The 24,775-nt window shown below is 37.2% G+C and carries 25 protein-coding genes and 2 pseudogenes; 8 read left to right on the forward strand and 19 right to left on the reverse strand.

What is annotated here, in order from left to right; all coding sequences use genetic code 11:
* From ACFINA_RS02360 to ACFINA_RS02445, 18 genes and pseudogenes are all read right to left on the reverse strand, one after another.
* Positions 1 to 146 (reverse strand): annotated as a pseudogene (locus ACFINA_RS02360) (trwi protein); the annotation flags it as partial.
* Between the two features lie 188 nt (positions 147 to 334).
* Positions 335 to 1,102, reverse strand: coding sequence for a type IV secretion system protein (locus ACFINA_RS02365; RefSeq protein WP_375606611.1), 768 nt, complete (start codon positions 1,100 to 1,102; stop codon positions 335 to 337).
* A complete protein-coding gene (locus tag ACFINA_RS02370) occupies positions 1,099 to 3,570 on the reverse strand; it encodes a VirB4 family type IV secretion/conjugal transfer ATPase (RefSeq protein WP_375610335.1) in 2,472 nt (823 codons plus the stop codon). Before ACFINA_RS02370 ends, ACFINA_RS02365 begins: the two co-directional genes overlap by 4 nt.
* Before the next feature lie 2 nt (positions 3,571 to 3,572).
* Positions 3,573 to 3,881, reverse strand: a complete 309-nt coding sequence (locus ACFINA_RS02375) for a type IV secretion system protein VirB3 (RefSeq protein WP_375610334.1) — start codon at positions 3,879 to 3,881, stop codon at positions 3,573 to 3,575.
* A 12-nt stretch (positions 3,882 to 3,893) separates the two neighbouring features.
* A complete protein-coding gene (locus tag ACFINA_RS02380) occupies positions 3,894 to 4,202 on the reverse strand; it encodes a conjugal transfer protein (protein ID WP_375610333.1) in 309 nt (102 codons plus the stop codon).
* A 125-nt stretch (positions 4,203 to 4,327) separates the two neighbouring features.
* On the reverse strand, positions 4,328 to 4,648 hold the full coding sequence (gene trwL / locus ACFINA_RS02385) for a VirB2 family type IV secretion system major pilin TrwL (RefSeq protein ID WP_375615002.1): 321 nt from the start codon (positions 4,646 to 4,648) through the stop codon (positions 4,328 to 4,330).
* Positions 4,649 to 4,765: 117 nt separating this feature from the next.
* Positions 4,766 to 5,080 carry a VirB2 family type IV secretion system major pilin TrwL gene (trwL, locus tag ACFINA_RS02390; protein ID WP_375615003.1) on the reverse strand — a complete coding sequence of 105 codons (315 nt, stop codon included), beginning with the start codon at positions 5,078 to 5,080 and terminating at the stop codon, positions 4,766 to 4,768.
* A 114-nt stretch (positions 5,081 to 5,194) separates the two neighbouring features.
* Entirely contained in the window at positions 5,195 to 5,506 is a 312-nt protein-coding gene (gene trwL, locus ACFINA_RS02395; protein ID WP_375615004.1) for a VirB2 family type IV secretion system major pilin TrwL, read from the reverse strand.
* Positions 5,507 to 5,633: 127 nt separating this feature from the next.
* Positions 5,634 to 5,957, reverse strand: a complete 324-nt coding sequence (gene trwL / locus ACFINA_RS02400; RefSeq protein WP_375612569.1) for a VirB2 family type IV secretion system major pilin TrwL — start codon at positions 5,955 to 5,957, stop codon at positions 5,634 to 5,636.
* A 56-nt stretch (positions 5,958 to 6,013) separates the two neighbouring features.
* Positions 6,014 to 6,340 (reverse strand): VirB2 family type IV secretion system major pilin TrwL, encoded by a 327-nt coding sequence (trwL, locus tag ACFINA_RS02405; protein ID WP_375612570.1) that lies wholly within the window; start codon positions 6,338 to 6,340, stop codon positions 6,014 to 6,016.
* 57 nt (positions 6,341 to 6,397) lie between these two features.
* Positions 6,398 to 6,715, reverse strand: a complete 318-nt coding sequence (trwL, locus tag ACFINA_RS02410) for a VirB2 family type IV secretion system major pilin TrwL (RefSeq protein WP_375615005.1) — start codon at positions 6,713 to 6,715, stop codon at positions 6,398 to 6,400.
* A 55-nt stretch (positions 6,716 to 6,770) separates the two neighbouring features.
* A complete protein-coding gene (gene trwL / locus ACFINA_RS02415) occupies positions 6,771 to 7,088 on the reverse strand; it encodes a VirB2 family type IV secretion system major pilin TrwL (protein ID WP_375615006.1) in 318 nt (105 codons plus the stop codon).
* A 128-nt stretch (positions 7,089 to 7,216) separates the two neighbouring features.
* A complete protein-coding gene (gene trwL / locus ACFINA_RS02420; RefSeq protein WP_375615007.1) occupies positions 7,217 to 7,528 on the reverse strand; it encodes a VirB2 family type IV secretion system major pilin TrwL in 312 nt (103 codons plus the stop codon).
* Positions 7,529 to 7,604: 76 nt separating this feature from the next.
* On the reverse strand, positions 7,605 to 7,922 hold the full coding sequence (gene trwL, locus ACFINA_RS02425; RefSeq protein WP_375615008.1) for a VirB2 family type IV secretion system major pilin TrwL: 318 nt from the start codon (positions 7,920 to 7,922) through the stop codon (positions 7,605 to 7,607).
* Between the two features lie 136 nt (positions 7,923 to 8,058).
* Positions 8,059 to 8,379, reverse strand: coding sequence for a VirB2 family type IV secretion system major pilin TrwL (gene trwL, locus ACFINA_RS02430; RefSeq protein ID WP_375615009.1), 321 nt, complete (start codon positions 8,377 to 8,379; stop codon positions 8,059 to 8,061).
* Positions 8,380 to 8,523: 144 nt separating this feature from the next.
* Positions 8,524 to 8,841 (reverse strand): VirB2 family type IV secretion system major pilin TrwL, encoded by a 318-nt coding sequence (gene trwL, locus ACFINA_RS02435; RefSeq protein WP_375615010.1) that lies wholly within the window; start codon positions 8,839 to 8,841, stop codon positions 8,524 to 8,526.
* Positions 8,804 to 9,103 (reverse strand): KorA family transcriptional regulator, encoded by a 300-nt coding sequence (korA, locus tag ACFINA_RS02440; protein ID WP_015857010.1) that lies wholly within the window; start codon positions 9,101 to 9,103, stop codon positions 8,804 to 8,806. Before korA ends, trwL (ACFINA_RS02435) begins: the two co-directional genes overlap by 38 nt.
* A 117-nt stretch (positions 9,104 to 9,220) precedes the next feature.
* Positions 9,221 to 9,850 carry a TrwN protein gene (locus ACFINA_RS02445; protein WP_375615011.1) on the reverse strand — a complete coding sequence of 210 codons (630 nt, stop codon included), beginning with the start codon at positions 9,848 to 9,850 and terminating at the stop codon, positions 9,221 to 9,223.
* A gap of 743 nt (positions 9,851 to 10,593) precedes the next feature.
* Here ACFINA_RS02445 and ACFINA_RS02450 point away from each other — a divergent pair.
* Complete coding sequence (locus ACFINA_RS02450; protein WP_015857007.1) at positions 10,594 to 10,881, forward strand: H-NS family nucleoid-associated regulatory protein; 288 nt, start codon at positions 10,594 to 10,596, stop codon at positions 10,879 to 10,881.
* A gap of 1,539 nt (positions 10,882 to 12,420) precedes the next feature.
* Here ACFINA_RS02450 and ACFINA_RS02455 read toward each other — a convergent pair.
* Entirely contained in the window at positions 12,421 to 13,698 is a 1,278-nt protein-coding gene (locus ACFINA_RS02455; protein WP_375614525.1) for a ubiquinone biosynthesis hydroxylase, read from the reverse strand.
* A gap of 743 nt (positions 13,699 to 14,441) precedes the next feature.
* Here ACFINA_RS02455 and ACFINA_RS02460 point away from each other — a divergent pair.
* From ACFINA_RS02460 to ACFINA_RS02490, 7 genes and pseudogenes are all read left to right on the forward strand, one after another.
* Entirely contained in the window at positions 14,442 to 16,883 is a 2,442-nt protein-coding gene (locus ACFINA_RS02460) for a DNA translocase FtsK 4TM domain-containing protein (protein WP_375606602.1), read from the forward strand.
* A 706-nt stretch (positions 16,884 to 17,589) separates the two neighbouring features.
* Positions 17,590 to 17,856 (forward strand): annotated as a pseudogene (locus tag ACFINA_RS02465) (DNA translocase FtsK); the annotation flags it as partial.
* 121 nt (positions 17,857 to 17,977) lie between these two features.
* Positions 17,978 to 18,586, forward strand: coding sequence for an outer membrane lipoprotein carrier protein LolA (locus ACFINA_RS02470; RefSeq protein ID WP_375606601.1), 609 nt, complete (start codon positions 17,978 to 17,980; stop codon positions 18,584 to 18,586).
* 33 nt (positions 18,587 to 18,619) lie between these two features.
* On the forward strand, positions 18,620 to 19,435 hold the full coding sequence (locus ACFINA_RS02475; protein ID WP_375606600.1) for an exodeoxyribonuclease III: 816 nt from the start codon (positions 18,620 to 18,622) through the stop codon (positions 19,433 to 19,435).
* Between the two features lie 61 nt (positions 19,436 to 19,496).
* Positions 19,497 to 20,978 (forward strand): efflux transporter outer membrane subunit, encoded by a 1,482-nt coding sequence (locus ACFINA_RS02480; RefSeq protein WP_375615012.1) that lies wholly within the window; start codon positions 19,497 to 19,499, stop codon positions 20,976 to 20,978.
* Positions 20,975 to 22,201 (forward strand): efflux RND transporter periplasmic adaptor subunit, encoded by a 1,227-nt coding sequence (locus ACFINA_RS02485; protein WP_375606598.1) that lies wholly within the window; start codon positions 20,975 to 20,977, stop codon positions 22,199 to 22,201. Before ACFINA_RS02480 ends, ACFINA_RS02485 begins: the two co-directional genes overlap by 4 nt.
* Positions 22,202 to 22,204: 3 nt before the next feature.
* The gene (locus ACFINA_RS02490) at positions 22,205 to 24,193 is read left to right on the forward strand and encodes a MacB family efflux pump subunit (protein WP_375606597.1); all 1,989 of its coding nucleotides are present in this window, start codon (positions 22,205 to 22,207) and stop codon (positions 24,191 to 24,193) included.
* Positions 24,194 to 24,775 lie beyond the last annotated feature (582 nt).

Consider the following 24,775-nt stretch of genomic DNA (forward strand, 5'->3'; position numbering starts at 1 on the left):
CATCCATAGATGATGAAAGCGATCGTGATTCCAATTGAAACGAAAGGTGTAATTGTAACAATTGCTTTTGAGGAAATACCCGTGACATATGTTTGTGTCATCTGGTTAATTTTATCGAAAAGTTGCGTGAACATAGTGAAGTTCATGGAATTCCTCTTTAATGAATTTTCAACTTTTTATATGATTTTTAAGCATTTTTCGTTGAACTTTTTAAGGATAAAATTAAACTTCGTAGACCTTTTTGATCTATGAGAGAGAATTGAGTATTACGCATTAACTTTTTCTTTTTACGAGCATACAGGGAAATAATATACAAAATGTTATTATAAAAGCTTTACCTAATAAATCTTATGGTAGGCATTTTCGTGTTTTTACTATTCAAAATTTTTATGTTATGCTTATCTTTCTGTTGTTTGATAAGTGTATGTTCAGCATTGCGTAAATGTGTAACCATTTGTAGTTTTGCTGTTTCATTTTGTAGCATAGCAAGCATTCCAATTATATGTGCTTGTAACTCGGCAATACTTTTTAGATCTTTTGTTGTCGTGATTTCTTTTAATAGTTCTTCAATTTGCTGAAAACGATTGTTTGCTTCTTGAAAAGTTTTTAAACTTACGGCTTTATCAGTGATGGCTGCATATTGGATGCGCTTGTTGATAAAACTGCTAGATTCATGGATAGTTACAGGAATTTCTTCTTCTTTTAAAATATTTTCAAGTGATGTAGATAAAGCAGAAGTTTTATTTCTATTGTAGAGATTCTCTGGATTTTTGAGAAAAAAGCTACTGTGATCTGTTTGTACATTTTTAAGCTTTTTAGTGTCGAATTTTTGGCTTCCCGTTATAGATTCGTGTATCTTTTTTGTTTCCTCAAGTTGTTTTTTTAGCATATCGAGAAGTTGGGCATCAGGTGGCGCTTTCTTTTCCTGTGGAGTTTTTTTAGGCTTTGATCTATTTGAAGATGACTTTCCAAAAAAATTGGGCCACGTCGTTGGGACTGATGCTCCCAAATCCGCCGCCCCAGCGCCCCAAACCCAAGCCATCGCTGGGTTTGAAATCCCTAAAGTTATTACAACTACTATTGAAATGACCTTTTTTTTCATGTTTCCCTCCTGTCATTTTTTGCGTGCTGTAAAAAAATTGGCAACCATATTGCTGGATCATCACCAACTTCTGCGATAATGCTTTCGGCTAACTCTGCGTTATCAGGCGTTCCTGATAACACCAAGAGCTCGTCACTAAAATCGTGTTCGATGGTTTTTCCATCGCGTGTCAGATGGAATTTACCAAGATTCAGTTCTGCAAGCGCAGATTGATCACCCTGCTTAATGAGGAATTGGCGACTAAACTCACCAAGTCCTTTAACGAGTTCAAATTCGGCATCTGTTAGTTTAAAGCCTTTAGTATAATCTTCATAATTTGCTTTGGGATTGGCTAGAAAAATGTAAGTTGCACACTGTTGAATGAGTGTTTTGGCAATATTACTTTCCAAGGCATCGCTAGGCTCTTGTGTTGCATAAACAAAAATACCATTTTGTTTACGGATAGTCTTTTGTTTATTTTTCGCTAAATCTTCAAAGTACGGATCTTGCAAAGGCTTCCAAAACTCGTCAAAGATATACATAAATCGCTGTCCGCTAATCATGCCTTCTGTGCGGTAAAGCAAATACATCATCACTGGAGTGCGAGTTTCAAAATTATCTAAGAATTCCGTGATATCAAAGCCGTAAATTTGATGTGTTGAGAGATCAAGAGCATCATGGGGATTATCAAACAACCACCCATAATCACCACCTTCACACCATTTTAGTAAGCGAGCATGAACAGATGGGTGAGCATTATAATCACTTAAACGTGGATTTGGTAAAAATTGTACTAGAAAGGACAAACGACGGAGTGATCGGTCAATGTTAGCACTCATAACAGACATAACTGCTTTGTTAATTTCTTCTTCGTCGTGATGCGTGACTTCACCACCAGCTTCTGCCAATTTTTTAACAAATTGTTTCAGAAAAATAAGATTTTCTTGTGTGGGTGGGAGTTGGAAAGGATTGAAACCACTTTTTCTGCCTGGCTTGAATGTTAAATATTTTCCACCCATCGCCCGAATGGCAATTTCCATACCACGATCTTTATCAAAAACAACAGTTGTCGGCTTAAATTTTTGTGCTTGTGCTAACAAAAAGCCGAGTAACACGGTTTTACCCGAACCAGATTGTCCGATAAGCGCGGTATTACCAAGTAAACGCTTATCTGTCGAGTCCTCTTCAAGTTTGGAGGCATGAAAATTGAAATAAAGCGGCGTTTTACTGGTTGTTTTAAGAATTGTGACGGCTGGTCCCCATGGGTTGCCAGTGGGTTTTCCTGACATAAAATTATGAAAAGATGAAAATGATAAAAAGTTCAATGATGTAATCGGAGCAGGACGCGGTCTCCATTTCCAATTGCCAGGAAGTTGTGCCCAATAGCCAGCCTCTATTGCTAAGTCTACAGGTTTGGGCAGTACCGCAACGTCTAGTAATGCTGCACTTGCTTTGGCCATATGGTCGCGAACTTGTTGAATTGTATCACCATAGATCGTCAATGTGCAGTGATGTTCTCCCATGACAAAATGCCCACTGATAAGCTGGTTTAGTGCTTCGTCAATTTGTTCAATTTGGCTCGTTGCCACATCTCGTGCATCAATCAGATTACGCTGATGCCGTTGTAAATAATCTTTAGCAGCATGTCGGGAGAGAACTGAAAAGCTCTGCGTCAATACGAACTCGAAGTCACTTTCCAACAAAACATTCAATTGTCCTGGTTTGGTTGTTGCATCATATTCTTTAATTTCCAGCATTCCAAATCGACGCATTCCACTGGTTGTTCGCAGTTCACCAAGAGCGCCCCATTTTGAGAAAAAAGGTCGATTGACAGACATATAGTCAGCAAAACGGTCATGGCAAATTGGCATAGGGCGATATTCACCATTGACAAGCATTCCAAGGAATTCAAGTGCAGAAGAATAAGCATGCCCATTTTTTTCATAAGCACCAAGAAGTTCTGCACCGTAACGGTTTAAAGATTGACCTAAAGTACGATTGATGTCATTGAGTTCTTTTATACATGTGTCTTGTCGCATCTTTTTTTGATCAAGCGTTTCACGTTCATGCTTAGAAAAGAACGACATAATTTTATCCGCTATCGGTTGAAAAATGACAGTCAGATATAAATCATTGACCATCAAATTATAACCAGTAAAGCTTTGTCGATATTTTTCATCAAGCTGATAACAAAACATTTGATCAAATGTTGAATCAGGATATTCATAAACACGGCGGCGCACAATATGTGCCCAAAATGATAAATTGGCCGATGCAAGCCCCCGTAGAGTATTGTTAAGCTCTTTTATCCATTGAAAAATATCTTCTTCTGAAGCGCTTTGATGCGAACGCCCGTCAATTTTCCAAATTGACAAATATTCCGCATTTTTAGTAGAAATAATCGTATCTGTAATATGATGTGAATAAGGCAGAAACAGGCTTACAGGTGCCTCTGATGCAAGGCGTTTGCTGCTTTCAACAGCTGTCATGTTTATCTCCTTTTACTATAATCAGAGGGACTATAACTTGATGCGCCCCAAAAACTTTTGTTGCGATTGCGAAATTTAGTATCGATCCATAACCACCAGATACGAAACGCCTTATCATCGTTTTTAGTAATTTGCACCATAATAAACCATAATGGAGGTGCTATAATCCACAAAAAGATACTTACTGTCATAGCAATAACAGCAACCCCCATAACCATAATGATAAATGGCATCATGGGGACACCCCATATCGTTGGAACACGTGTTGCTCCCTTGAATAGGGGGAATTCTTTTTTTTCTTGCGATTTCATGAAATGTTCTCGTCACTGGAGGTGAAATAATATGTGGCTGATATAAAAAGCTGCACCAGCAATAATGACACTGAATGCCCATCGCATAAATGTAGCTTTTGCGATAATGCGAAATATATAAATAAGCAAAAGTAATAAAAGAATGATAGCAGCAACGATAGGAATAATTATACTTAATCCATATTGCATCCCTATGAAAACATCTAGACTCTTTGTTTCCGTCTGAGCATATGCAGATTGAGTTATTAATAACATAATAAAAGTTATAAAAATATCACTAATCTTACATATTTTTGATTGAAGTGTATTTAATTGTTTCATATCTTTTATCCCCTTTTAATTAAAGTTGCTATAAATAATATTCCTTTTTTCGTAGTGTGAGCGATATTATTACTGGTAAAAATCTATAATCAACGAACATTAAAAACATTACGTATTATACTAATTTATGCTTGACCTGTAAATAGCAATTTAGCAAGTTGGGTTGCCGAGCCAGCAATGACAACGCCGATTGCCCACCGTACAAACGTATCTTTTCCTATGTAGCGGCCTGCGTAACCAATTGCTAAGCACAAAAGTATCACGGCAGCAGCAACAGGAATAATGTGATCAATAAGATCTGTTTTTAGAGCACTTAAAGCTTTTTCAGCAGGAGCTAATTTTGCATTTGCATATGCAGACTGTGTTATAAAAAATGCAATTATAGCTGTAGAAATTACTATGATTCTGTTGTTATTTTGTGTTTGGACATTAATTAAGTTTCGCATATCTTACTTTCATGAATATTTTATATTTTTTAAAATAAACAAATTACTATCTTTATATATTACAATTAGCAAATATAAACTCTTAATTTAAAAAACATTATGGATTATATCAGTTCATTAGTTACCTGTAAATAACAGTGTAGAAAGCTGTGTTGCTGAGCCAGCGATGACAACGCCGATCGCCCATCGTACAAACGTATCTTTTCCAATGTAGCGCCCTGCATAAGCAATTGCTAAACACAAAAGTATAACAGCAGCGGCGAGAGGGATAATCGTTTTTAAGTCATTTTGGAGTGCATCTAACGCCTTTTTTGCAGGATCTAATTTTACATTTGCATATGCAGGATTCATTATAAAAAAGGCACTTAGAGCTGCAGAAATTACGATAATTTTGTTATTATTTTTTAATTTGAGATTAATTAATTTTTTCATATTTTACTCTTATCAATACTTTGTATATTCTGAATATAAACGAAATATCACATAATATGTTTAAATTTATCAAACATAAACTCTCACATTATAAACATTATGTATTATAAAGACTCACACCTGCCCCTTGAATAACAGGCTCGCAAGTTGGGTTGCTGAGCCAGCGACGACAACGCCAATCGCCCACCGTACAAATGTATCTTTTCCGATGTAGCGTCCAGCATAACCAATTGCTAAGCATAAAAGAATAACGGCAGCAGCAACAGGAATAATATTAGTAGTAAGATCTGTTTGCAGAGTTTTTAAAGCATCTTCAGCTTTTAGTTTTGCATACGCAGGATGTACTATAAAAAATACACTTATAGCCAAAGAAATTGCTGTGATTCTGTTGTTATTTTTTAATCGGAAATCAATTAATTTTTTCATATTTTACTCTTAATTAATGCTCTTATTAATATTTTGTATTTATTATTATAAAATATATGAGATTCTCATATGTGTATAATAATTAGATATAAAACCTTATGATAAAAATATTATGCGTTATATAGACTTACGCTTGCCCCTTGAATAACAGGCTCGCAAGTTGAGTTGCTGAGCCAGCGATGACAACGCCGATTGCCCAGCGTACAAATGTATCCTTTTCTATGTAGCGGCCTGCGTAACCAATTGCTAAGCATAAAAGTATAACAGCAGCAGCGACAGGAATAATATTAGCATTAAGATCTTTTTGGAGTTCTTCTAAAGCTGTTTTTGCAGGAGCTAAACCTTGTACTTGGGCCCATACGGGATGTGTTATAAAAAATACAGTTATAGCCGTAGAAAGTGTAATAATTTTGTTATTGTTCTTTGATTGGAAACTAATTAATTTTCGCATATTTCTCTCATTAAGACTTTAAATAACATTTTGTATTATAGTTGTCATCTTTAATTTTAACTAACTGCACCTTTGAATAATAGCTGAGCAAGCTGGGTTGCTGAGCCAGCGATGACAACGCCGATCGCCCACCGTACAAATGTATCTTTTCCGATGTAGCGTCCCGCATAACCAATTGCTAAGCATAAAAGTATAACAGCAGCAGCGACAGGAATAATATTAGTATTAAGATCTTTTTGGAGTTCTTCTAAAGCTGTTTTTGCAGGAGCTAAACCTTTTGCTTGGGCCCATACGGGATGTGTTATAAAAAATACAGTTATAGCCGCAGAAAGTGTGATGATTTTTTTATTGTTCTTTGATTGGAAACTAATTAATTTCTGCATATTTCTCTCACTAAGATTATAGACAACATTTTGTATTATAGTTTTCATCTTTAAACTTTAATTAACTGAACCTTTAAATAACAAGTTCGCAAGTTGGGTTGCTGAGCCAGCGATAACAACGCCGATTGCCCATCGTATAAATGTATCCTTTTCGATGTAACGCCCTGCATAGAGAATGGCTAGGCATAAAAGTATAACAGCAGCAGCGACAGGAATAATATTAGTAGTAAGATCTGTTTGTAGAGCTTTTAAAGCTTTGTTCGCAGGTTCTATTGCTGCACATGCAGGATTTCTCATAAAAAATATAGTTACAGCAGCAGAAATTGCTGCAACTTTGTTGTTACTTTTTGGCTGGAGGTTAATTAATTTTCGCATATTTCTCTCATTAAGATTTTAAAAACATTTTGTATTATATCTGTCATCTTTAATTTTAATTAACTACACCTGTGAATAACAGGCTTGCAAGTTGGGTTGCTGATCCCGCGATGACAACGCCGATTGCCCATCGTATAAATGTATCCTTTTCGATGTAACGCCCTGCATAGAGAATGGCTAGGCATAAAAGTATAACAGCAGCAGCAATAGGAATAATATTTTTAACAAGATCATCTTGCAAAGTGTCTAGAGCTTTTTTTGCATTTTTTAATTGCACTGCATATGCAGGATTGCTAATAAAAAGTACAGTTAAAGCTGCAGAAATTGTTATAATTTCATTATTATTTTTCTGGAAATTAGTTAAGTTTCTCATATTTAGCTTCATTGATTTATCATAAATATTTTTTCTACGAAATAAGAAACAATTTCATTGATGTATAATGAAAGCATTGAAATCCAAAGTTTCTTTTACAAAAAATATTTCTTATTCCAAAAGATTTATCAGTTAGGTTTAAATAATAAACCAGCAAGTTCAGCTGCTGAACCCGCGATAACGACACCAATTGCCCACCGTACAAATGTGTCTTTTCCGATGTAGCGTCCTGCATAACCAATTGCTAAGCATAATAGTATAACAGCAGCAGCGAGAGGGATAAGCAACTTTAAGTCATCACGGAGTTTTTCTAAAGCACCTTTTGCAGTTGTTAATTGTTGAGCGTACACAGGATTGGACATGAAAAATACAGTTAAAGCTGCAGAGGTTTTAGTCGCTTTATTTCGAATTATTGTTTGAAGAACTTTTGATTGTTTCATATTGTTTATCTCAATTTAGATTTCGTTTTAGGATAAAAAGATATTTTACACAGCATGACTTTAATAGTCATTTTTATTACGCGCTTTTGAATAACATATTTGCAAGTTCAGCTGCTGAACCCGCGATAACGACTCCGATCCCCCATCTTACAAATGTATCTTTTCCGATGTAACGCCCTGCATAACCAATTGCTAAACATAAAAGTATAACGGCAGCAGCAATAGGGATAAGCGTTTTTAAGTCTGTTTGGAGTGCAGTTAAAGCGTTATTTGCAGGCTGTAGAACTACTGCTTGGGCTAAAACAGGATTGGACATGAAAAATACAGTTAAAGCTGCAAAGGTTTTAGTAGCTTTATTCCAAATTATTGTTTGAAGAGTTTTTAATTGTTTCATATTGTTTATTCCAATTTAGATTACAGTTGGTATAAATAAGTTCTTTTTTTGATATAGTTTGTTATTTCACTAAATAAAAATACAGAAATCTAAGTTTCTTTTTATAATAGACACACTTAGTGTTTAATAAGATTTATCAGGCGTTTTTAAATAACAAATTAGCAAGTTCAGTTGCTGAACCAGCGATAACGACACCAATTGCCCATCGTACAAATGTATCTCTTCCGATATAGCGCCCTGCATAAGCAATTGCTAAGCACAACAGTATCACGGCTGCAGCGATAGGAATAATTTCTTTCAAGTCTTTTTGGAGCGCGTTTAAAGCTGTATCTGCGTTTTTCAAACCTTGTGCTGCTTGAGCCCATACGGGATTGTTCATAAAAAATACAGTTAAAACTGCAGAGGTTGCGGTAATTTTGTTATTATCGTTCAATTGAAAATTGATTAATTTTTTCATATCGTTCAACCTTATAAAATTGTATTTGGCGCAAGTAGTTTTTCCATGAAATAGGGATAATTTCATTGAATTGATGTGGAATAAAAGTATTAAAGTCTAAAATTCTTTTTTCATGAAAGAAATACTTCGTGTTTAATGGATTTATCAGGTAGGCTTAAATAATAAATTTGCAAGTTCAGCTGCTGAACCCGCGATAACGACACCGATTGCCCACCGTACAAATGTGTCTTTTCCGATGTAGCGTCCTGCATAACCAATTGCTAAGCACAAAAGTATAACTGCAGCAGCGATAGGGATAATCGTTTTTAAATCTGTTTGGAGTCCCTCTAAAGCCTTTTTTGCAGGATCTAAACCCGCTGCTTGGGCATATGTGGAATTGGTCATAAAAAATACAGTTAAAGCTGCAGACAATGCAACAATTTTATTACGAGCTGTTGTGTGAAGAATATTTAATTGTTTCATGTTCTTTATCCTGATTAAGATTAAAACTCCCACAAATGACCCCTCGTTCATGAAGAAACTTAAAAAGATATTTTGGATCAGCCCAAGTTCTTAGTTTTCCTCTTTGTGTAAGTAACGTATATTTATTTGGCTTTCCGGTGATTGGATCATCGGAAATAAACGTGAAATACCATTCTCTTTCTGAAAGCATCACGACTGTAATCTCACGTGCTGCTTTTTGACTAAATGCTATATCAACGCTGTTTTGTTCTATCATTTTCATTATCTTTGCCCTCAATTAGAAGAGATTTTGTTCAATCTTACTAATTAGAGCTTTAACATTTTCTTATCTACTTTTCATTATAATATCCTATCAAAATTCTGGGGTTTCGTGAAAATATCAGTCATCACTCAGCGATCTTCTCGATGAAGAAAAATCTTCAGCTGAAAAAGCATCGTGGGCGCTACTTTCTTTATGTGTAAATGCATCTTCCTCTCCTTTTGAAGAGAGAGGAAGAGAATCTACTTTAGTTGTCTGTTCTGGTTCTTCTTTTTTAAGCTTTATAGGCTCCTGCAAGCCTTGATTTCCTCGTACAGCAGCTTTTACTCCAATATATGAAGTAATTTTTTGCATACGGGTATGGTTTGAGTTTTCTGTATCGTAAAAATTCAGCACAGACTGCAAAGTCGCTTTTTCAAAGATGCACTTTGATGTTGTTTGTTCATAGCAGTAAGTTAAAGCGCTTTGTACAGCTGTAATATTTCTGCAAAAATCAAACGCATCAAAAAGAGAAAACAATTTCACATTTCCAACATCAATTTGCCCTAAAATTATGTTAAAATTATGTTCGCTCTGTTTAACTGTTGCGATTGTTTCCTTAAACTGAGATGATTGATAGAACAAGTTATCTTTATCATCTGTTACATAGATATTGTCCCGCGTTTCTTGTTCGGCAACAACTGAAAATGTCATGGGAGGCATATTGGATATGTATGCAGCAGCAAAAAATGTGAAATCTGGAACAATCATTAGCAATACACCTTATTATGAAGAATTTTATTAATACAAATGCTAATTCTGTGTTGTGCTTTTTCTCGTTGTCTTTTGATTTTATAAATTTGCAGAATGAGATTGTTTAGCTCAGAATATTCCTTGTGATTATTGCTTTGTTCTCTTCTAAGAATATTTCTAATATATGCGAATATCCAACTAACAAGATAAAAGTGTGGAATAAAATAGAGCACATTACGCCAACCAATATTATTGGAATCACGAAGAAAGGCGTTGCTTTTAAAAAATAATAATCTTTGATACTGTATTGAAGCTGCTTGTTTTATATAATTCTCTAGTTGCAAAAATCTTTTCAAAAAAAATTTATACGAAGTAAAAAGCCGTTGTGTATGAGGGGAGGTTTTCCTGTCATAATGAACTACACTATCATTATACAGAGAGGGCTTGTTCTTTGTTGCGCATTGCCATAACTTATAGAGTGACGATTTATATTTACTTTTGACTACTGATTCATAAGAGTCAGAGAGGTGCGATGGTGTTTGAGCACTGCATTTAGTAGTTCCAATAACTGAACTGAAAAAAGATGCAGTGGCGGTAATTGATATACCAATAAACAGTTCTTTGTGGCTCAAAGCACATCTCCGTCAAAATGATATATGTATCGTAATTTTAATTTCGATAATAAATGGACAGAAATTGTCTATAATTGTGTTTAAAATATGACAAAAAGAAATTCTTTTTTTGCAAGGGGAGTAATTAAGGTGAATGATCTCAAAAATATGAATTTTGATGAACTACAAGAGATGCGTACACAAATCGATGTGGAATTAAAAAAACGGCAAGCAAAGGAAAAGCAAAATGCGCGACGAAAAATTCTTGAAATTGCTAATGCCCATGGAATTGATATCGCTGATCTTGTGAGCAAAGAGCGCCATTATAGAAATCCCAATAACCAATGGGAATTATGGAATGGGCGTGGACGTAGACCTAAGTGGATTAAAGAGTGGTTGGAGAATGGGTATACACTTGATGAACTCGAAGTAACGTAACACGTATGCGATATTTATAAGATAAGGGAATACCAAGGAATGTAAATGCAAGAAGTATGCTTTTTTGGGTAATTTGATTGTATAAACATACTGAACGAATATATTAAAGTATTGAGTTACAAAATACAATGATAGGGAGCGTGAAAAAGTTTATTTAAATGCAAAAAGTCTTGTTATTATAATCTGGCAAGCATAATGATGATGCCAGATTAGGAATATTGTAATTGCTTTTGGCATTTGAGAGAGCGGGATATTTTACTTCTTTTTATAGTTTTATTGATTCTTTACAAAAATGGTCGAAATGACAATAATTTATTGCATAGGGATTTTAACTCAATATGTAAAATGATAATTTTAGCAATTAATATGTTAATAAATTAGCATACTTATATTTTTGAAATACTGTTTTTTAGAACAAGCCTGATGTTATAGATTTTGTTTGGTCTTTTTCTGTAAGATTATATATGAGGCATTTACTTTATTTATCGTTCGTTTAGTTGAGATGAGTGAGTATGTAGAAAAATGGAAAATTTTTATGGCTGTTATGGGTTTTATAGAATTTATGACATATTTCTGAGCGTTTGTGATTAAAATTCATTTATGAGCGTTTATGAATAATGAATAAAGAGCGTATTTGAAAATAAAAGGATTGGATCATTTCTATTGCGGTTTATCTTCTTTTATGGTGTGAAATAGAGGGTGATATGCAGGTTTACAATTGTGTGTGACGGTATAGTGTACGGAACACTTTTTATATATTGGAATATTTTTTCTAAAGTCGTGTGGCATTCCACAATAAGTTAAAGAGTTTGTCTGAGAAGCAGAATGTCCCAAACCGAATACATTTATGTTTCCAATTTACGTGCTTTTTTAAAAGAAAAATTTTTCAATGCAATTAAGCTTATTTTATGGCGCTTTTCTTGAATAGTATAACGTAAAAGTCCCTATGATCATATAAAATCCATTGTACACCACCATTTTTACTTCGATAAAAAGTGTATGCCGGTGCCATTATACACTTTACTCGCCTCCAATGTTGCTAAAGTCCTTAGTCCTTGAGAGAGGGAGTCCTTGTATTACTTTGTTTAATTGTTTTTATTTATACGATACTCTCACTTGTGATGTGCAAGCGAATGATTTTGATTGCTTCAACATGAGAGAGATTTGAAATAAGGGTATTTTATGATCTTTAGACTTTTCACTCAATATGAGAACAATGAATTTATTATTATAAATAAAGGTGTTGTGTATTAAAAAGTCTTGTTTATTTTGTTATGCCGTGAAATGGCTTCTTTTAAGTGGTGATATAAGGTAACCTCTTTGAGACATTAAACGTTTTTTTCAGTGCATGGTGAATATTCTTAGAATGTAGCTTGCTTGTCGAGTCTTATGTTGAGTGAAATATGGGGGGAGGAAGTCAAGAAAAAATTACTCGACAGAAATCCGGTTTGTAAACAGATTGGATGAGATAGGAATTTTTTGTTTTTTAAAGGAGGAAGGCAAAGGTTGTAAAAAAAGTGAAATAGTATGAATTTTCGCTTAAAGTGGGAAGCCGTGTAGAAGACGTGGGGCATTTGGAGTGAGTCCGGCAGCTTCTTGAATGAAGTATTTTTTTATTTTTGGCGCTTGATTAATGATTCCAAGGCCGGTATCGCGGAGCATCCGTAAAAGAAGGCTATCATTAGAAAAGAGTTTATTAAGCCAATCATTGCTTAAAGCCATACGGACAATTTCAAAACGTCTCCAGCTTTGATAGCGCTCTAAAGCTGTGAGAGAGCCAATGTCAAGACCTAGTCGTGCTGTTTCAATAATCACTTCAGCCAGCGCAGCGCTATCGCGTAATCCTAAATTGAGTCCTTGTCCTGCAATGGGGTGGATTGTATGGGCGGCATCGCCAACGAGAGCAAAACGTGGTTTAACGCATTGACGTGTTAAAGAAAGGCTCAAAGGAAAAGCTTGACGTTCGCCATTCCAAGAGAGTTTGCCTAATCGATGGCCAATACGTCTTTCGAGTTCTGTTTCAAAAATAAGTGCATCCGCTTTGAGATAATATTGCGCAGTTTTATGATCTTCATTCCACACAATGGCGGATCGGTTGCCTTTAAGAGGGAGAAGAGCAAAAGGACCGGCAGGTAAAAAATGTTGAATTGCTTGACCATTATGGGGTTTTTCATGTTCAACTGTGCAGATGATTGCTGTTTGTTTATAGGGATGAGAAAAGTTTTTAAGACCTGCTTTTTGGCGTAATTTCGAATGGGCTCCGTCAGCTGCAATAAGCAATTTTGTTTGCCAAACCTCTTCATTATTTAAAGTGACGGTTGTATGTTGGTCTTCTTGATGAAAATCAATGACACGTGTGTTTGTAATAACAGGGATATTGAGATCTTTGACACGTTTTTTTAAAGTATTGATGAGTTCTCTATGCTCTACCATGGCAGCAAAGGGCTCACCGGGATTAATGTCGCCTTCAAAGGTTAAAAGAGTGGGTTTGACCGGATCATTTGTGCTTGTATCTGTGATGATCATTGAATGAATGGGTTGCGCATAGGGTTTTACAGATTTCCAACATTGTAATTGTTTTAACATACGAATAGAAGCAGCAGCAAGGGCAATGGTTCGTATGTTAGAAGCAGGGGTATCTCCTTGTGGAGCAGCATCAACGATTTTTATTTTCAGATTAGGGGCTGTTTGCTTGAGTGCTATCGCTAGGGCTAAACCGACAGCAGCCCCTCCTGCAATGAGCAGATCACATTGTTTAGTTTTATGAGATTTAATTTTTTTATTGGGTTGTACATTTTTATTGCGATTAGAACACACAATACTTCTTCCATTGTTTATAGTTTGCTTTCTTTTAAAAAGAATATCTTTTTACATTGCCTAAAATATCTTAACTTTTACTTTTCTCTCTGCTTTACAAAAACGAGATTTCTTTTTAACGCCAATCTGATAACAGATTGGTTTTTCAGAGTTTTTCTGCTTAATCATTTATGTGATTCATCTTACAGATTTATCGGATAAGCTTTTTTAAATATCTTCTTCAATTCTTTTTACACTTGGTTGATAAAAAAGAAAACTAAAAATAAACAAAGATGGTCGTGTATTTTTTTAAGTTGTGTGAGTTACTTCAGTATGCTTGTCCTGAAGGGGGACATTTCGTTAGTATGATAGATAAAAATAGATAAAAATTGTGGTCATTCGTGATGGTTAAAACAGTATTCATATTTCGCCATTATCATGATGTAGCGTAAAAAATATTATTTTTTTAAGAAGGTGCCTATAGCACCCATGTAACACTTTACACATAAGGTGTTTTTTGGTTGATCGTGTGATAAATATTCAGGGAGAGCTTTTTGTGCGCCTTATGAAGGATTATCTCTTAGGGTGGTGGTATATGAATGATATGAAGTGGTTAGAAGGTAGAACGCGCTAGATAAGAAGTCGGATTGTTTACAGGCTATTTGTTTACAAATTGGTACAGAGTTTAAGCTTCATCCTTTTTTAAGAGAGAGAGGGAGTTATAACTCTTTAAAATATGAAAGTTTTGTATTTGGAATTGATAGATGCACCGAAGTTCTTCTCCTTATGATTCATTAGAAGTGCGAAATTCTCAAGGTTCGCGTCTTATTGAGATGTTTTTGCGTCAGATAGGAGTATTTATTGGGCTCGGGCTTTTGGGCTTTATTATTTTTTGTGTGTTTGCTTTGGCGACGTGGAATGTTGCGGACCCATCTTTAACTCATGCAAGTACAAATGAGGTTACAAACCTTATGGGGTGGATGGGGGCAATTTTTTCAGATTTTATTATGCAGTTTTTTGGCTTGGCAAGTCTTTCTGTTTTGTTGCCACCGTTATTTTGGTCTTTTCTCTTGTTGGCGCAAAAGAATATCTACAATTTGACTTTGCGCTTTTTTTTATGGGTGCTATCAACGATTTGTTTTTTAATTGCTTTTGCTCTTATGTCACCTATTGCTTCTTTTACTTATTGGCCATTGCCAATGGGATTGGGAGGGGTTTTAGGAGATAAAGTTTTAAGTGTTGCTTCTTCAGTCTTTCCTCTTTTTCTTTCTCCTCCTTACACGGTGTTTTTCAGTGTTGTTTTTATTCTTTTAGGTTTTTTCACCGCTGCTTTTGCTGGTAATGTAATATGGCGGCGTCGAACAAAGAAAAGAAAAGAAAAAAACATTCCAAAAGACGAAATCATTAATCCAGTCTTTGAGTTGGAAGAAGATACGGAATATGCCGCAGAGGAGGATCGTGAAAATCATGGTTTTTTTGCGACAACTTGTGGCGCTCTTTTGCATCTTTTTTATTTTTTACAAGCGCGTTTTTTTCGTTTATTCTGTTTCAAAAGGCGTTTTCAGAGTAAAGGGCAAGGAAAGCCATTTGATCGGATTGAGCCAACTTTTTTAGGTGAAAAAGTAAAGCGTGAGGAAAATCAAAATAAAGCTTATGTTTCTCCTGTTAAAAATCGAAAGTCTTTAACAGCTTCTTCAAATGGTGGCTTTGTTCTTCCACTTGTAGATTATCTTTCGGTTCCACCACCGTCTGTTAGGGATGCAAAACTTTCTCCTGCTGTTTTAAGAGCAAATTCTCAGGAGCTTGAAGGGGTTTTGTTAGATTTTGGGGTAAAAGGAAAAATTATAGATGCTTGTCCTGGACCGGTAGTAACTTTGTATGAATTTGAACCGGCTGCTGGCATTAAGTCTTCCCGTATCATTGGTTTGGCAGATGATATTGCACGCTCGATGCGTGCGATTTCGGCGCGTGTTGCGGTGGTTCCAGGACGTAATGTTATTGGAATAGAACTGCCTAATGCAAAGCGTGAGATGGTTTATTTACGAGAAATGTTGCAGGCGCAAGAATTTATTGACAGCAAAGCAAAGCTAGGACTTGCTTTGGGTAAGACAATCGGGGGAGAAGCTGTTATTGCAGATTTAGCAAAAATGCCTCATCTTTTGGTTGCTGGTACAACAGGATCGGGAAAGTCTGTTGCTATCAATACAATGATTTTATCTCTGCTTTATCGGATGACACCTGAGCAATGTCGTCTCATTATGGTGGATCCAAAAATGCTTGAACTTTCGGTTTATGATGGCATTCCTCATTTATTAACACCGGTGGTGACAGATCCTAAAAAAGCCGTCATTGCTTTAAAGTGGGCTGTTCGTGAAATGGAAGAGCGCTATAGTAAAATGTCAAAACTAGGCGTTCGTAATATTGATGGGTTTAATGCGCGTCTTAGAGAAGCTGCAAGTCAGGGAGAGACAATGGTGCGGACAATTCAAGTTGGATTTGATCGCGAGACCGGTGAGCCTCTTTATGAAACGGAAACACTTGATTTTAGTCCTATGCCCTATATTGTTGTCATTATTGATGAAATGGCTGATTTGATGATGGTTGCTGGGAAAGATATTGAAGGAGCGGTTCAACGTTTAGCACAAATGGCACGTGCTGCCGGTATCCATGTAATTATGGCGACACAGCGTCCTTCCGTCGATGTTATTACTGGTACGATCAAAGCCAATTTTCCTACACGCATTTCTTTTTCTGTGAGTTCCAAAATTGATAGCCGAACAATTTTAGGCGAACAGGGAGCTGAGCAATTATTGGGACAAGGAGATATGCTCTTTATGATGGGAGGAGGACGTATTCAGCGTGTGCATGGGCCTTTTGTTGCGGATAATGAAGTGGAGCAGGTTGTTGCGCATCTCAAAGCGCAAGCACGACCTGATTATTTAGAAACAATTACGCAAGAAGTTGAAGAGGATGGTGCTGATGTTTCTTTGTCTTCTCCTTCAGAAGATGATCCCTATAGTCAAGCTGTTGCTATTGTGCTTCGTGATCGTAAGGCCTCGACCTCTTATATTCAACGCCGTTTAGGCATTGGTTATAACCGTGCTGCGACATTGATTGAGAGGATGGAAGAAGAAGGTATCATTAGTCCAGCAAATCACGCAGGGAAACGAGAAATTTTAGTGCCTGCTGAAGAAGAGCGCTTTTGAAAAATCTTGATAGTTGTTTTTTATAATACCTTGTAAAACAAGTGTTTATCCTATTGTATCGTAGAAAGTCTGCATTTTCATATACCAGCTCTCAATTTGCGATAGCTCTTTGGTACTTGAGACTCCTTATAAGGGGATCTTTATTTTATATAACTTTTATCCATACACCAACCTTGCTTGTAACGTGCAAGAAAATGATTTGAATTGATTCAATATGAGAGAGTATGTGATGAAAGAATCTTATTGTATTTGGCGTTATGATTTAAGTTAAAAAGATAAATTATTATAAATCAATATCTTGGTATAAAATAATGTTATTGCGAGTATAGGGGTGTAAAAGCATGTAAGACTTGATATTTTAGTGTCTTTTTAAGTGCGCTCTAAATATTTAGGGCAAGGCTGATCTCTCGAGTTTTAATATAAATGAATTATATGGGGTGGGAAGCTAAGTGAAATTTGCTAAACTCCAAACTGTTTACAGAGCGGTTCTGATGAAATTTTTTATTCTTTTGGGCGAGAAGGAAGTCAAAAAAGTATTTTTGATACTTAAAAGAGCTTTCAGGTTTGCGAGTAATATGTTTAGTCCTTAATCCATTATGTCTTGACTATAATTTATGTTGCTTCATAGATTAGGGGTGGAAAAGAATATATTATGCGTTTAGAAAAGCGGGAAAATTGGATGCTTTCGGAAACTTAAACGCAGACTGATTATTTGGAAACGATATCGCAAGAAATAAAAAAGGATGTTTCTTTAGCTTTTTCTTTAGCAGATGATTCCTATTGTCAAGCTGTTGCTATTATGCTTCGTGATCGTAAGGCTTCAACTTCTTATATTCAATGTCGTTTAGGCATTGGTTATAACCGCACCGCCACATTGATCGAAAGGATAGAAGAAGAAGGCATCATTATTAGTCCAGCGAATGATATGGGTAAGCGAAAAGTTTTGGAGATTGTCGAAGAAGAATACTTTTAAAAATCTTTTGATATTTTTTTCAAACAATATCTTTATCTTATAAAGAAGGGTATTTATTCGTCGTTGATTACTTAAGTTATGAATTATAAAGCCAATTAAGTATTGCTTGGGAGCATTTTTTATGAAAACGTCTTTTTTGTCGCAAAGAAGAGTCTTTGGGTTTGTGGGGATTATTGTCTTTTGGTGTTTAACTTTTCCTGCTTTTTCGCAAGCCTCTAATAAAGTGGCAAAGGCGCAGAATGTTGTGAACCATTTTGCGGCAATCAAAACAATGACAGGTGATTTTATTCAATTTAGTCCAAAGGGAAAGATGACTCAAGGAACGTTTTATCTAGAGCGTCCAGGGAAAATTCGTTTTATTTACAAGAAAATGCCTTTACAGATTATTGCAGATGGTCAATTTGTGGGCATTAACAATCGAGCTTTGAATACTTGGAACTTTTCACAACTTTCGCAAACGCCAATGAAATTTCTGTTGGATGATAAAATTGATGTATCTTCTGGGCGTTTGTTGGCCTTTCGCGAAGATCCTGGGGCCGTGACGATTGTTTTGCGTGATCAGACGATTGGGGCAGGGCAAATAAGGATGGTTTTTGATTCTAAAGGCTCTGCTTTGCGACAGTGGACAATTGTTGACCAACAAAATTTGGAAACTACTGTGCAGATTATGAATGTGCGGACAGACGTCCGGTTCGCTAATGGGATGTTCACACTTCCTTCGAAGAAATGAAGAAAGAGTGTTACGTCATTGGGATTAAAACAAATGTTCTTTCGTATTGCGACTTGGAATATTAATTCTATTCGTTTGCGTCTTGCACAGGTTTTTCAGTATTTGGAACTCTTTTCCGCAGATGTATTGTGTCTACAGGAAACAAAATGTCCAGATGCTTTATTTCCAGTGGAGGCTTTTGAAGCAGCGGGTTATAAGCATATCGCATTGAGTGGACAAAAATCTTATAATGGGGTGGCTATTGTTTCTCGTTTGCCTTTTAAAAAGGTAGAAAAACGTTTTTTTTGTCAAAACCAAGATTGCCGTTATATCTCAGTTATTGTGGAAGCCCATGGGAGAAGCTTGCGGATTCATAATTTTTATGTTCCTGCTGGGGGAGATATCCCTAATGCTGATGTGAATGAAAAGTTTCGTCATAAGCTTGATTTTTTAGAAGAAATGTCCTCCATTCGTGCGGACCAAGGCGATGGTCTTTCTTCTCTTTTGGTGGGCGATTTAAATATTGCTCCTTTGGCAGAGGATGTTTGGTCTCATCAACAATTGTTGAAGGTTGTAAGCCATACTCCCATTGAAACCGAGCGTTTGCAGGATTTGTGTTGTCAAGGTGGATGGGTTGATCTGATGCGGTTGCATATTCCTGTTCCTACTAAGCTTTACACATGGTGGAGTTATCGTGCTCGCGATTGGGCATTTACCGATTATGGACGGCGGCTTGACCATGTTTGGTCTTCTCAAGATTTAGCCCCTTTTGTTGTAGATCTTTCGATTTTTCGTGATGCGCGCGGATGGGAACGTCCTTCAGATCATATTCCTGTGCAAACTGTATTTGATTTTTCACGTCAAGTTTGAAATAAGAGGTAAATAAAGTATTAATATTAAATAATGATTCTGAAAGAATGCGGGAGACTGGATGTATATCAGAAATCTCAAATGGGGCGCTTCTCGTGGATTATTTTTTAGTGTCTTGTTGTGTTTGCTTTTGTCAGGATGTATGGTTGGTCCTAATTACCAGAAAACATCTTTTCGTGTTCCAGCAGTTTGGGGAGAAAAATCTGCACAGACTGCAGGGCAGTCCGTTGCGCTTGCCGGATGGTGGCGGCATTTGAATGATCCTGTTCTAGATGCGTTAATGGATTACGCGATTTCTGGAAATAATAATGTTGCTGTTGCTAAAGCTCGGGTACGTGAGGCGCGTGCGGGTTTAGGACAGGTTGTGGGAACTCTTTTGCCAAATGTGTCCAATTCAATTTCAGGAACCCGTAGTCGTTCTGGACAGTCTGATGCATTATTCAACCAGTATAGTAGTGGTTTTGATGCAAGCTGGGAGCTTGATTTTTTTGGTGGGCATAAACGTGCGGTTGAAGCAGCGCGTTATGGCCTTGATGCGGCTGTGGAAGATATGCGCGCTACCATGGTGACATTACTAGGAGATGTGGCAACAAATTATGTGCAAATGCGTGGTTGGCAACAAAAGTTGTTTATTGTGCGGCAAATTGCTGTATCACAACGTAAAACTTATGAATTGATGCGCGCTAGATTAACAGCTGGTGATGTTTCTGAGCTTGATGTTTCAAATGCGCAAGCACAAATGGCAAATACAGAAGCAGATATATCACAGATGGAAGCGAATTTAGCAATGAGCGTTCATCGCCTTTCTGTCTTAACTGGTCGTGTGCCTACGGCATTGAAGGATCTTTTACAAAAAAATGCTAAGCATGCAAAGATTCCACAACCACGCTGGCCGATACCAGCAGGAATTCCAGCCGATATTTTGTTAACACGTCCAGATTTACGACGGGCAGAGCGTCAATATGCGCAAGCGACAGCACGGATTGGTCAACGTGAAGCAGATCGTTATCCATCACTTACTTTAACAGGTAATATTTCGACAGCAGCAACGGCAATTGATCAGTTATGGAAAAATTCAACGATTGGCTGGTCTTTTGGACCTGGTCTTCGTTTTCCTCTTTTTAATGGAGGTCAGGTCGAGGCTTCTATTGCGGTAGCGCGCGCGCAGCGTGATCAAGCTTTTATTACTTATCGAGCTGCTGTGTTGGAGGCTTTAGAAGATGTAGAAAATGCCCTTGTAAGATTGACGAAGGAACATCAACGCTTAGAAAAGTTAATCGTTGCGAATAAAGCTTCTCTTCATTCCTTAAAACTTTCACGGAGCCTTTTTGAGAATGGAAATACTAGTTTTCTTGAATTGTTAAATGCTGATCGCTCTTATTATTCTGCACAAATGGCGCTTAAAGATAGCCGTGTTTCTTTGGTTACGCAATATATCACGTTGATGAAAGCGTTGGGGGGGGGCTGGGATGGCGTTGTTGATGTATCGCGTCCAGAAGTCGTTGATAATGCACCTCGTTCGCGTGCAAAGGTAGGGAAATGAAAAAAAACTTACTCAAAAATTTCATTACAAAACACAAAAAACTTTCCTTCTTTTTAACTGCTATATTTCTCATTTTCTTGTTGTTATGGTTACGTTCTGTTTTTTTTGGAACATCTACTCCAACTTATATAACCGCGGTGGTGAAACGTGGGGATATTGAGGAAAGTGTTTTAGCTTCTGGTCTTGTACGTCCTTACCGGTTGGTGGCTGTTGGTGCGCGAGCAACAGGGCGTGTGGTGTCAATGCATGTTTCCCCTGGGAGTGTTGTGAAAGAAGGCGATCTCTTGGCAGAAATTGATCCTACAGATCAGGAAAATGATTTAAAAAGAAAAAAAGCAGCATTATCGCATTATTATGCGAGTTTGGTAGAACAAGAAGCCTATCTTTCTCTTGCACAAAAAAATTTAGAGCGTCAGAAAAAAATGATCGAAACACGAGCGATTTCACGGGCGAACCTCGATGAGGCTGCGACACAGGTGAAAATACGCGAGGCGCAAATTGAACAACTTCGTCAACAGATTGTGCAAGCACAAATTGATGTGGAGAGTGCAGAGGTTAATTTAGGTTATACACGCATCACTGCCCCTTCAGCAGGAACGGTTTTGGCAACAGTTGTGGAAGAAGGGCAGAATGTGAATGCGGTTCAGTCGGCGCCAACAATTGTTATTTTGGGTGATTTATCAAAGATGACGATCAAGGCGCAAATCTCAGAAGCAGATATTCTTAAAGTCCGAGCTGGACAACCACTTTATTTTACAGTTTTAGGTAATTCACAGCGTCGTTATGAAGGCGTTTTAGAAAAAGTAGAGCCGGCTCCTGAAGCAATTCGTGCTGATGTGAGTATTAATCCTGGTATGGTGAGTGGTTCTAGTGCTTTAATATCATCAGCGATCTATTACAATGGAATTCTACATGTTGATAATGCAGATAATTTTTTGCGAACCTATATGACTGCTCAAGTTCATATTATCTTAGGGCGCGCGCAGAATGTCTTGTTGGTTCCAAGTGATGCTTTACGCGATGAGACAAGAGAGCGTAAAGCATGGGTTTCTGTTTTAGTGGGGGAAAATAAGGTGGTTACTAAACAGGTGAGCGTTGGGTTGAATAATAAGGTTATGGCAGAGATTGTTTCAGGACTTAACGAGGGTGATGTCGTCGTCACCAGTTCGTCTGATGGAGTGATGCCAGAGTCTTCTAACATGCATAGCGAAGACGAGAGTTAAAGCATGAGCACAAATCAAGCAGATGCCGTCTTCGTCTTGGAAAATATTGTGCGCAAATTTCCTGCCGGCGAAGCGTTTGTTACCGTTTTGAAAAACATCAATCTTACCATTAAACGTGGTGAAATGGTGGCAATTGTAGGTGCTTCCGGTTCAGGTAAATCTACCTTGATGAATATTTTAGGCTGTCTTGACCGTCCAACTTCTGGCCGTTATTGGATCTCTGGTAAAGAAACAGCTTCCCTTTCTGCGGATGAATTGTCGGCTTTGCGACGTAATCATTTTGGTTTTATTTTTCAGCGTTACCATTTGTTGAATGAACTGACAGCTCTTGGTAATGTTGAAATTCCGGCTATTTATGCAGGATGTGCTGTGGAAGCAAGGAAACAGCGGGCACAGGATCTTTTAACGCGTTTGGGCATGGGTGATCGGATAAATCATCGTCCAAATCAGCTTTCTGGTGGTCAGCAACAACGTGTTTCTATTGCTCGGGCGCTCATGAATAATGCGGAGGTCATTCTTGCAGATGAACCAACTGGTGCATTGGACAAAAAGAGTGGGCAAGAAGTATTGCATATTTTGGATGAACTTCATCAAGAAGGGCGTACTATTATCATTGTAACCCATGATATGCAGGTAGCTGAAAGAGCAGAGCGTATTATCGAAATCAGTGATGGGGAAATTATTGCTGATAAGCGGTCAAGGGTTGGAAAAACAAAAGTTGGTAGAAAATCTCTTCAGGAACAACAAAATCTAAAAGGCCAACAAAAACTGGGCTTTTTTCGTTCTTTTGTTGAGCGATTCCGTGAGGCGTTTGTGATGGCTTTGTTGGCCATGAATGCACATCGCATGCGGACTTTTCTAACAATGCTTGGGGTGATTATCGGTATTGGGGCGATTATTGCTATGGTAGCTTTAGGGAATGGTACACGAGAGAAAATTCTGGAAAATTTTAAAAGTTTAGGTGCTAATACATTAACCATTTTTCCTGGCAAAAGTTTTTCTGATCCACAAGCAGAAAAAATAACCAGTTTGGTTGAAGCTGATGCAGAAGCTTTATCTGGATTACCTTATGTTTCTGGTGTAACACCACAGATTTCAGCAAGCTCGAAAGTACGTTTTGGTGCAGTTGAAGTCAATGCTGTCATTGCGGGGGTGGGAGAACAATTTTTTCAGACACAGGGGCTCAAAGTTTTCAAAGGACAGTTTTTTGATCACAAGAGTGTCCATGATCGGGCGGTTGATCTCGTGATCGAGAAAGAAGCGTTGTCTGTTCTTTTCCCCCATAGCCATGAAAGCCCCCTTGGAAAGGTGGTGCATGTGGGTAATGTTCCAGCGCGTATTATTGGTGTTGTTGATTCGCAAAATAATGCAAGTGGAGATACATCAAATACCTTACAGCTTTATTTACCCTATACAACAGTGCAGACGCGTTTTCTTGGTACAACAGAAGTTCGTGCAATTACCGTTAGGATTGCTGATGATATTGATTCACATTTAGCGGAGACTATGATAAAACGTTTTCTCATTATGCGGCATGGCGGGGAGGATTTTTTCATTAGAAATTCTGAATTTTTCCGTGAACGTATCATGGAGAGTACAAATATTTTAACACTTTTAATTTCTTCAATTGCAGCTATTTCCCTGGTTGTGGGGGGTATAGGGGTGATGAATATTATGTTGGTCACTGTTTCTGAGCGGATCAATGAAATCGGCGTGCGTATGGCAGTTGGTGCACGACAAAGTGATATTTTACAGCAATTTCTCATTGAGGCGATTTTGGTTTGTGTGATTGGTGGTGGTTTGGGAATCTTGCTTGGACTTTCTATCGGTGGCTTGTTTCTTCTGTTTAAGGCACCTATCCATTTGGTTTATACTATTGAATCGATCATTATGTCTCTTACTTTTTCAACCCTCATAGGAATATGTTTTGGCTTTTCTCCAGCGCGGCAAGCTTCACGGCTTGACCCTGTTGTCGCTCTTTCACGCGATTAAGCTTTATTAATTTGGGCATGTTTGTGGAGATGCTTTATACTTAGATGAAGCGTTTATGAAGCAAAAAATGAATGGGAAAAGTTTAGTATTATTTGCTGCTCTATTTTAGAAAACGCTTTGTTCATTAAGTGGAGCGTATCACTAGAGGTAAGCGTTTTATAGCGCACCACATCATGTGAGATATGGTAGGCATATAAGCCTTCTTGAGGCATTAAATGTTTTGAGAATGCATGATGAATATTTTAAATCTTTCTTGTCGAGTCTTATGGAAGTAAATCCTATTAAGGAGAAGTTAAATGGAACCCGTTAAAACGAGATTGCTTGCAGACTGAATTTTGTTAAAAACCCTCCTCTTCTGAAATGTGAAGAGGAGGACAAATGAAATATATGGTGCGACGATTCTTAAGATTTAATTTAAAAAGAGGCGGGGGAAATGAATAGTATATCTGCTAACAAACAAAAGAACAAAAAAGAAGGTTGATGCCAAAAACAGCTTAAACCTCCGTTCTTCCAAAAAAATGAACTGGTATCGAGATAGCTGAGCAGTTTAAGAGGTTTCGTTTAGTATTTTTAAGATTTTCG

Source organism: Bartonella sp. AC10YNML (assembly GCF_042196825.1).
GTDB lineage: Bacteria > Pseudomonadota > Alphaproteobacteria > Rhizobiales > Rhizobiaceae > Bartonella.

Coding starts and splice junctions, on each gene's coding strand:
- trwL (WP_375615002.1), bottom strand. CDS start 4,648: ATGCGAAACTTAATTAATGTCCAAACACAAAATAACAACAGAATCATA.
- ACFINA_RS02365 (WP_375606611.1), bottom strand. CDS start 1,102: ATGAAAAAAAAGGTCATTTCAATAGTAGTTGTAATAACTTTAGGGATT.
- trwL (WP_375615006.1), bottom strand. CDS start 7,088: ATGAGAAACTTAACTAATTTCCAGAAAAATAATAATGAAATTATAACA.
- trwL (WP_375615007.1), bottom strand. CDS start 7,528: ATGAAACAATCAAAAGTTCTTCAAACAATAATTCGAAATAAAGCGACT.
- trwL (WP_375615005.1), bottom strand. CDS start 6,715: ATGCGAAAATTAATTAACCTCCAGCCAAAAAGTAACAACAAAGTTGCA.
- ACFINA_RS02380 (WP_375610333.1), bottom strand. CDS start 4,202: ATGAAACAATTAAATACACTTCAATCAAAAATATGTAAGATTAGTGAT.
- trwL (WP_375615003.1), bottom strand. CDS start 5,080: ATGAAAAAATTAATTAATCTCAAATTAAAAAATAATAACAAAATTATC.
- trwL (WP_375615004.1), bottom strand. CDS start 5,506: ATGAAAAAATTAATTGATTTCCGATTAAAAAATAACAACAGAATCACA.
- ACFINA_RS02490 (WP_375606597.1), top strand. CDS start 22,205: ATGAGCACAAATCAAGCAGATGCCGTCTTCGTCTTGGAAAATATTGTG.
- trwL (WP_375615009.1), bottom strand. CDS start 8,379: ATGAAAAAATTAATCAATTTTCAATTGAACGATAATAACAAAATTACC.
- ACFINA_RS02485 (WP_375606598.1), top strand. CDS start 20,975: ATGAAAAAAAACTTACTCAAAAATTTCATTACAAAACACAAAAAACTT.
- trwL (WP_375612570.1), bottom strand. CDS start 6,340: ATGCAGAAATTAATTAGTTTCCAATCAAAGAACAATAAAAAAATCATC.
- trwL (WP_375612569.1), bottom strand. CDS start 5,957: ATGCGAAAATTAATTAGTTTCCAATCAAAGAACAATAACAAAATTATT.
- trwL (WP_375615010.1), bottom strand. CDS start 8,841: ATGAAACAATTAAATATTCTTCACACAACAGCTCGTAATAAAATTGTT.
- ACFINA_RS02480 (WP_375615012.1), top strand. CDS start 19,497: ATGTATATCAGAAATCTCAAATGGGGCGCTTCTCGTGGATTATTTTTT.
- ACFINA_RS02460 (WP_375606602.1), top strand. CDS start 14,442: ATGCACCGAAGTTCTTCTCCTTATGATTCATTAGAAGTGCGAAATTCT.
- ACFINA_RS02475 (WP_375606600.1), top strand. CDS start 18,620: ATGTTCTTTCGTATTGCGACTTGGAATATTAATTCTATTCGTTTGCGT.
- trwL (WP_375615008.1), bottom strand. CDS start 7,922: ATGAAACAATTAAAAACTCTTCAAACAATAATTTGGAATAAAGCTACT.
- ACFINA_RS02445 (WP_375615011.1), bottom strand. CDS start 9,850: ATGATTGTTCCAGATTTCACATTTTTTGCTGCTGCATACATATCCAAT.
- ACFINA_RS02470 (WP_375606601.1), top strand. CDS start 17,978: ATGAAAACGTCTTTTTTGTCGCAAAGAAGAGTCTTTGGGTTTGTGGGG.
- korA (WP_015857010.1), bottom strand. CDS start 9,103: ATGAAAATGATAGAACAAAACAGCGTTGATATAGCATTTAGTCAAAAA.
- ACFINA_RS02370 (WP_375610335.1), bottom strand. CDS start 3,570: ATGACAGCTGTTGAAAGCAGCAAACGCCTTGCATCAGAGGCACCTGTA.
- ACFINA_RS02375 (WP_375610334.1), bottom strand. CDS start 3,881: ATGAAATCGCAAGAAAAAAAAGAATTCCCCCTATTCAAGGGAGCAACA.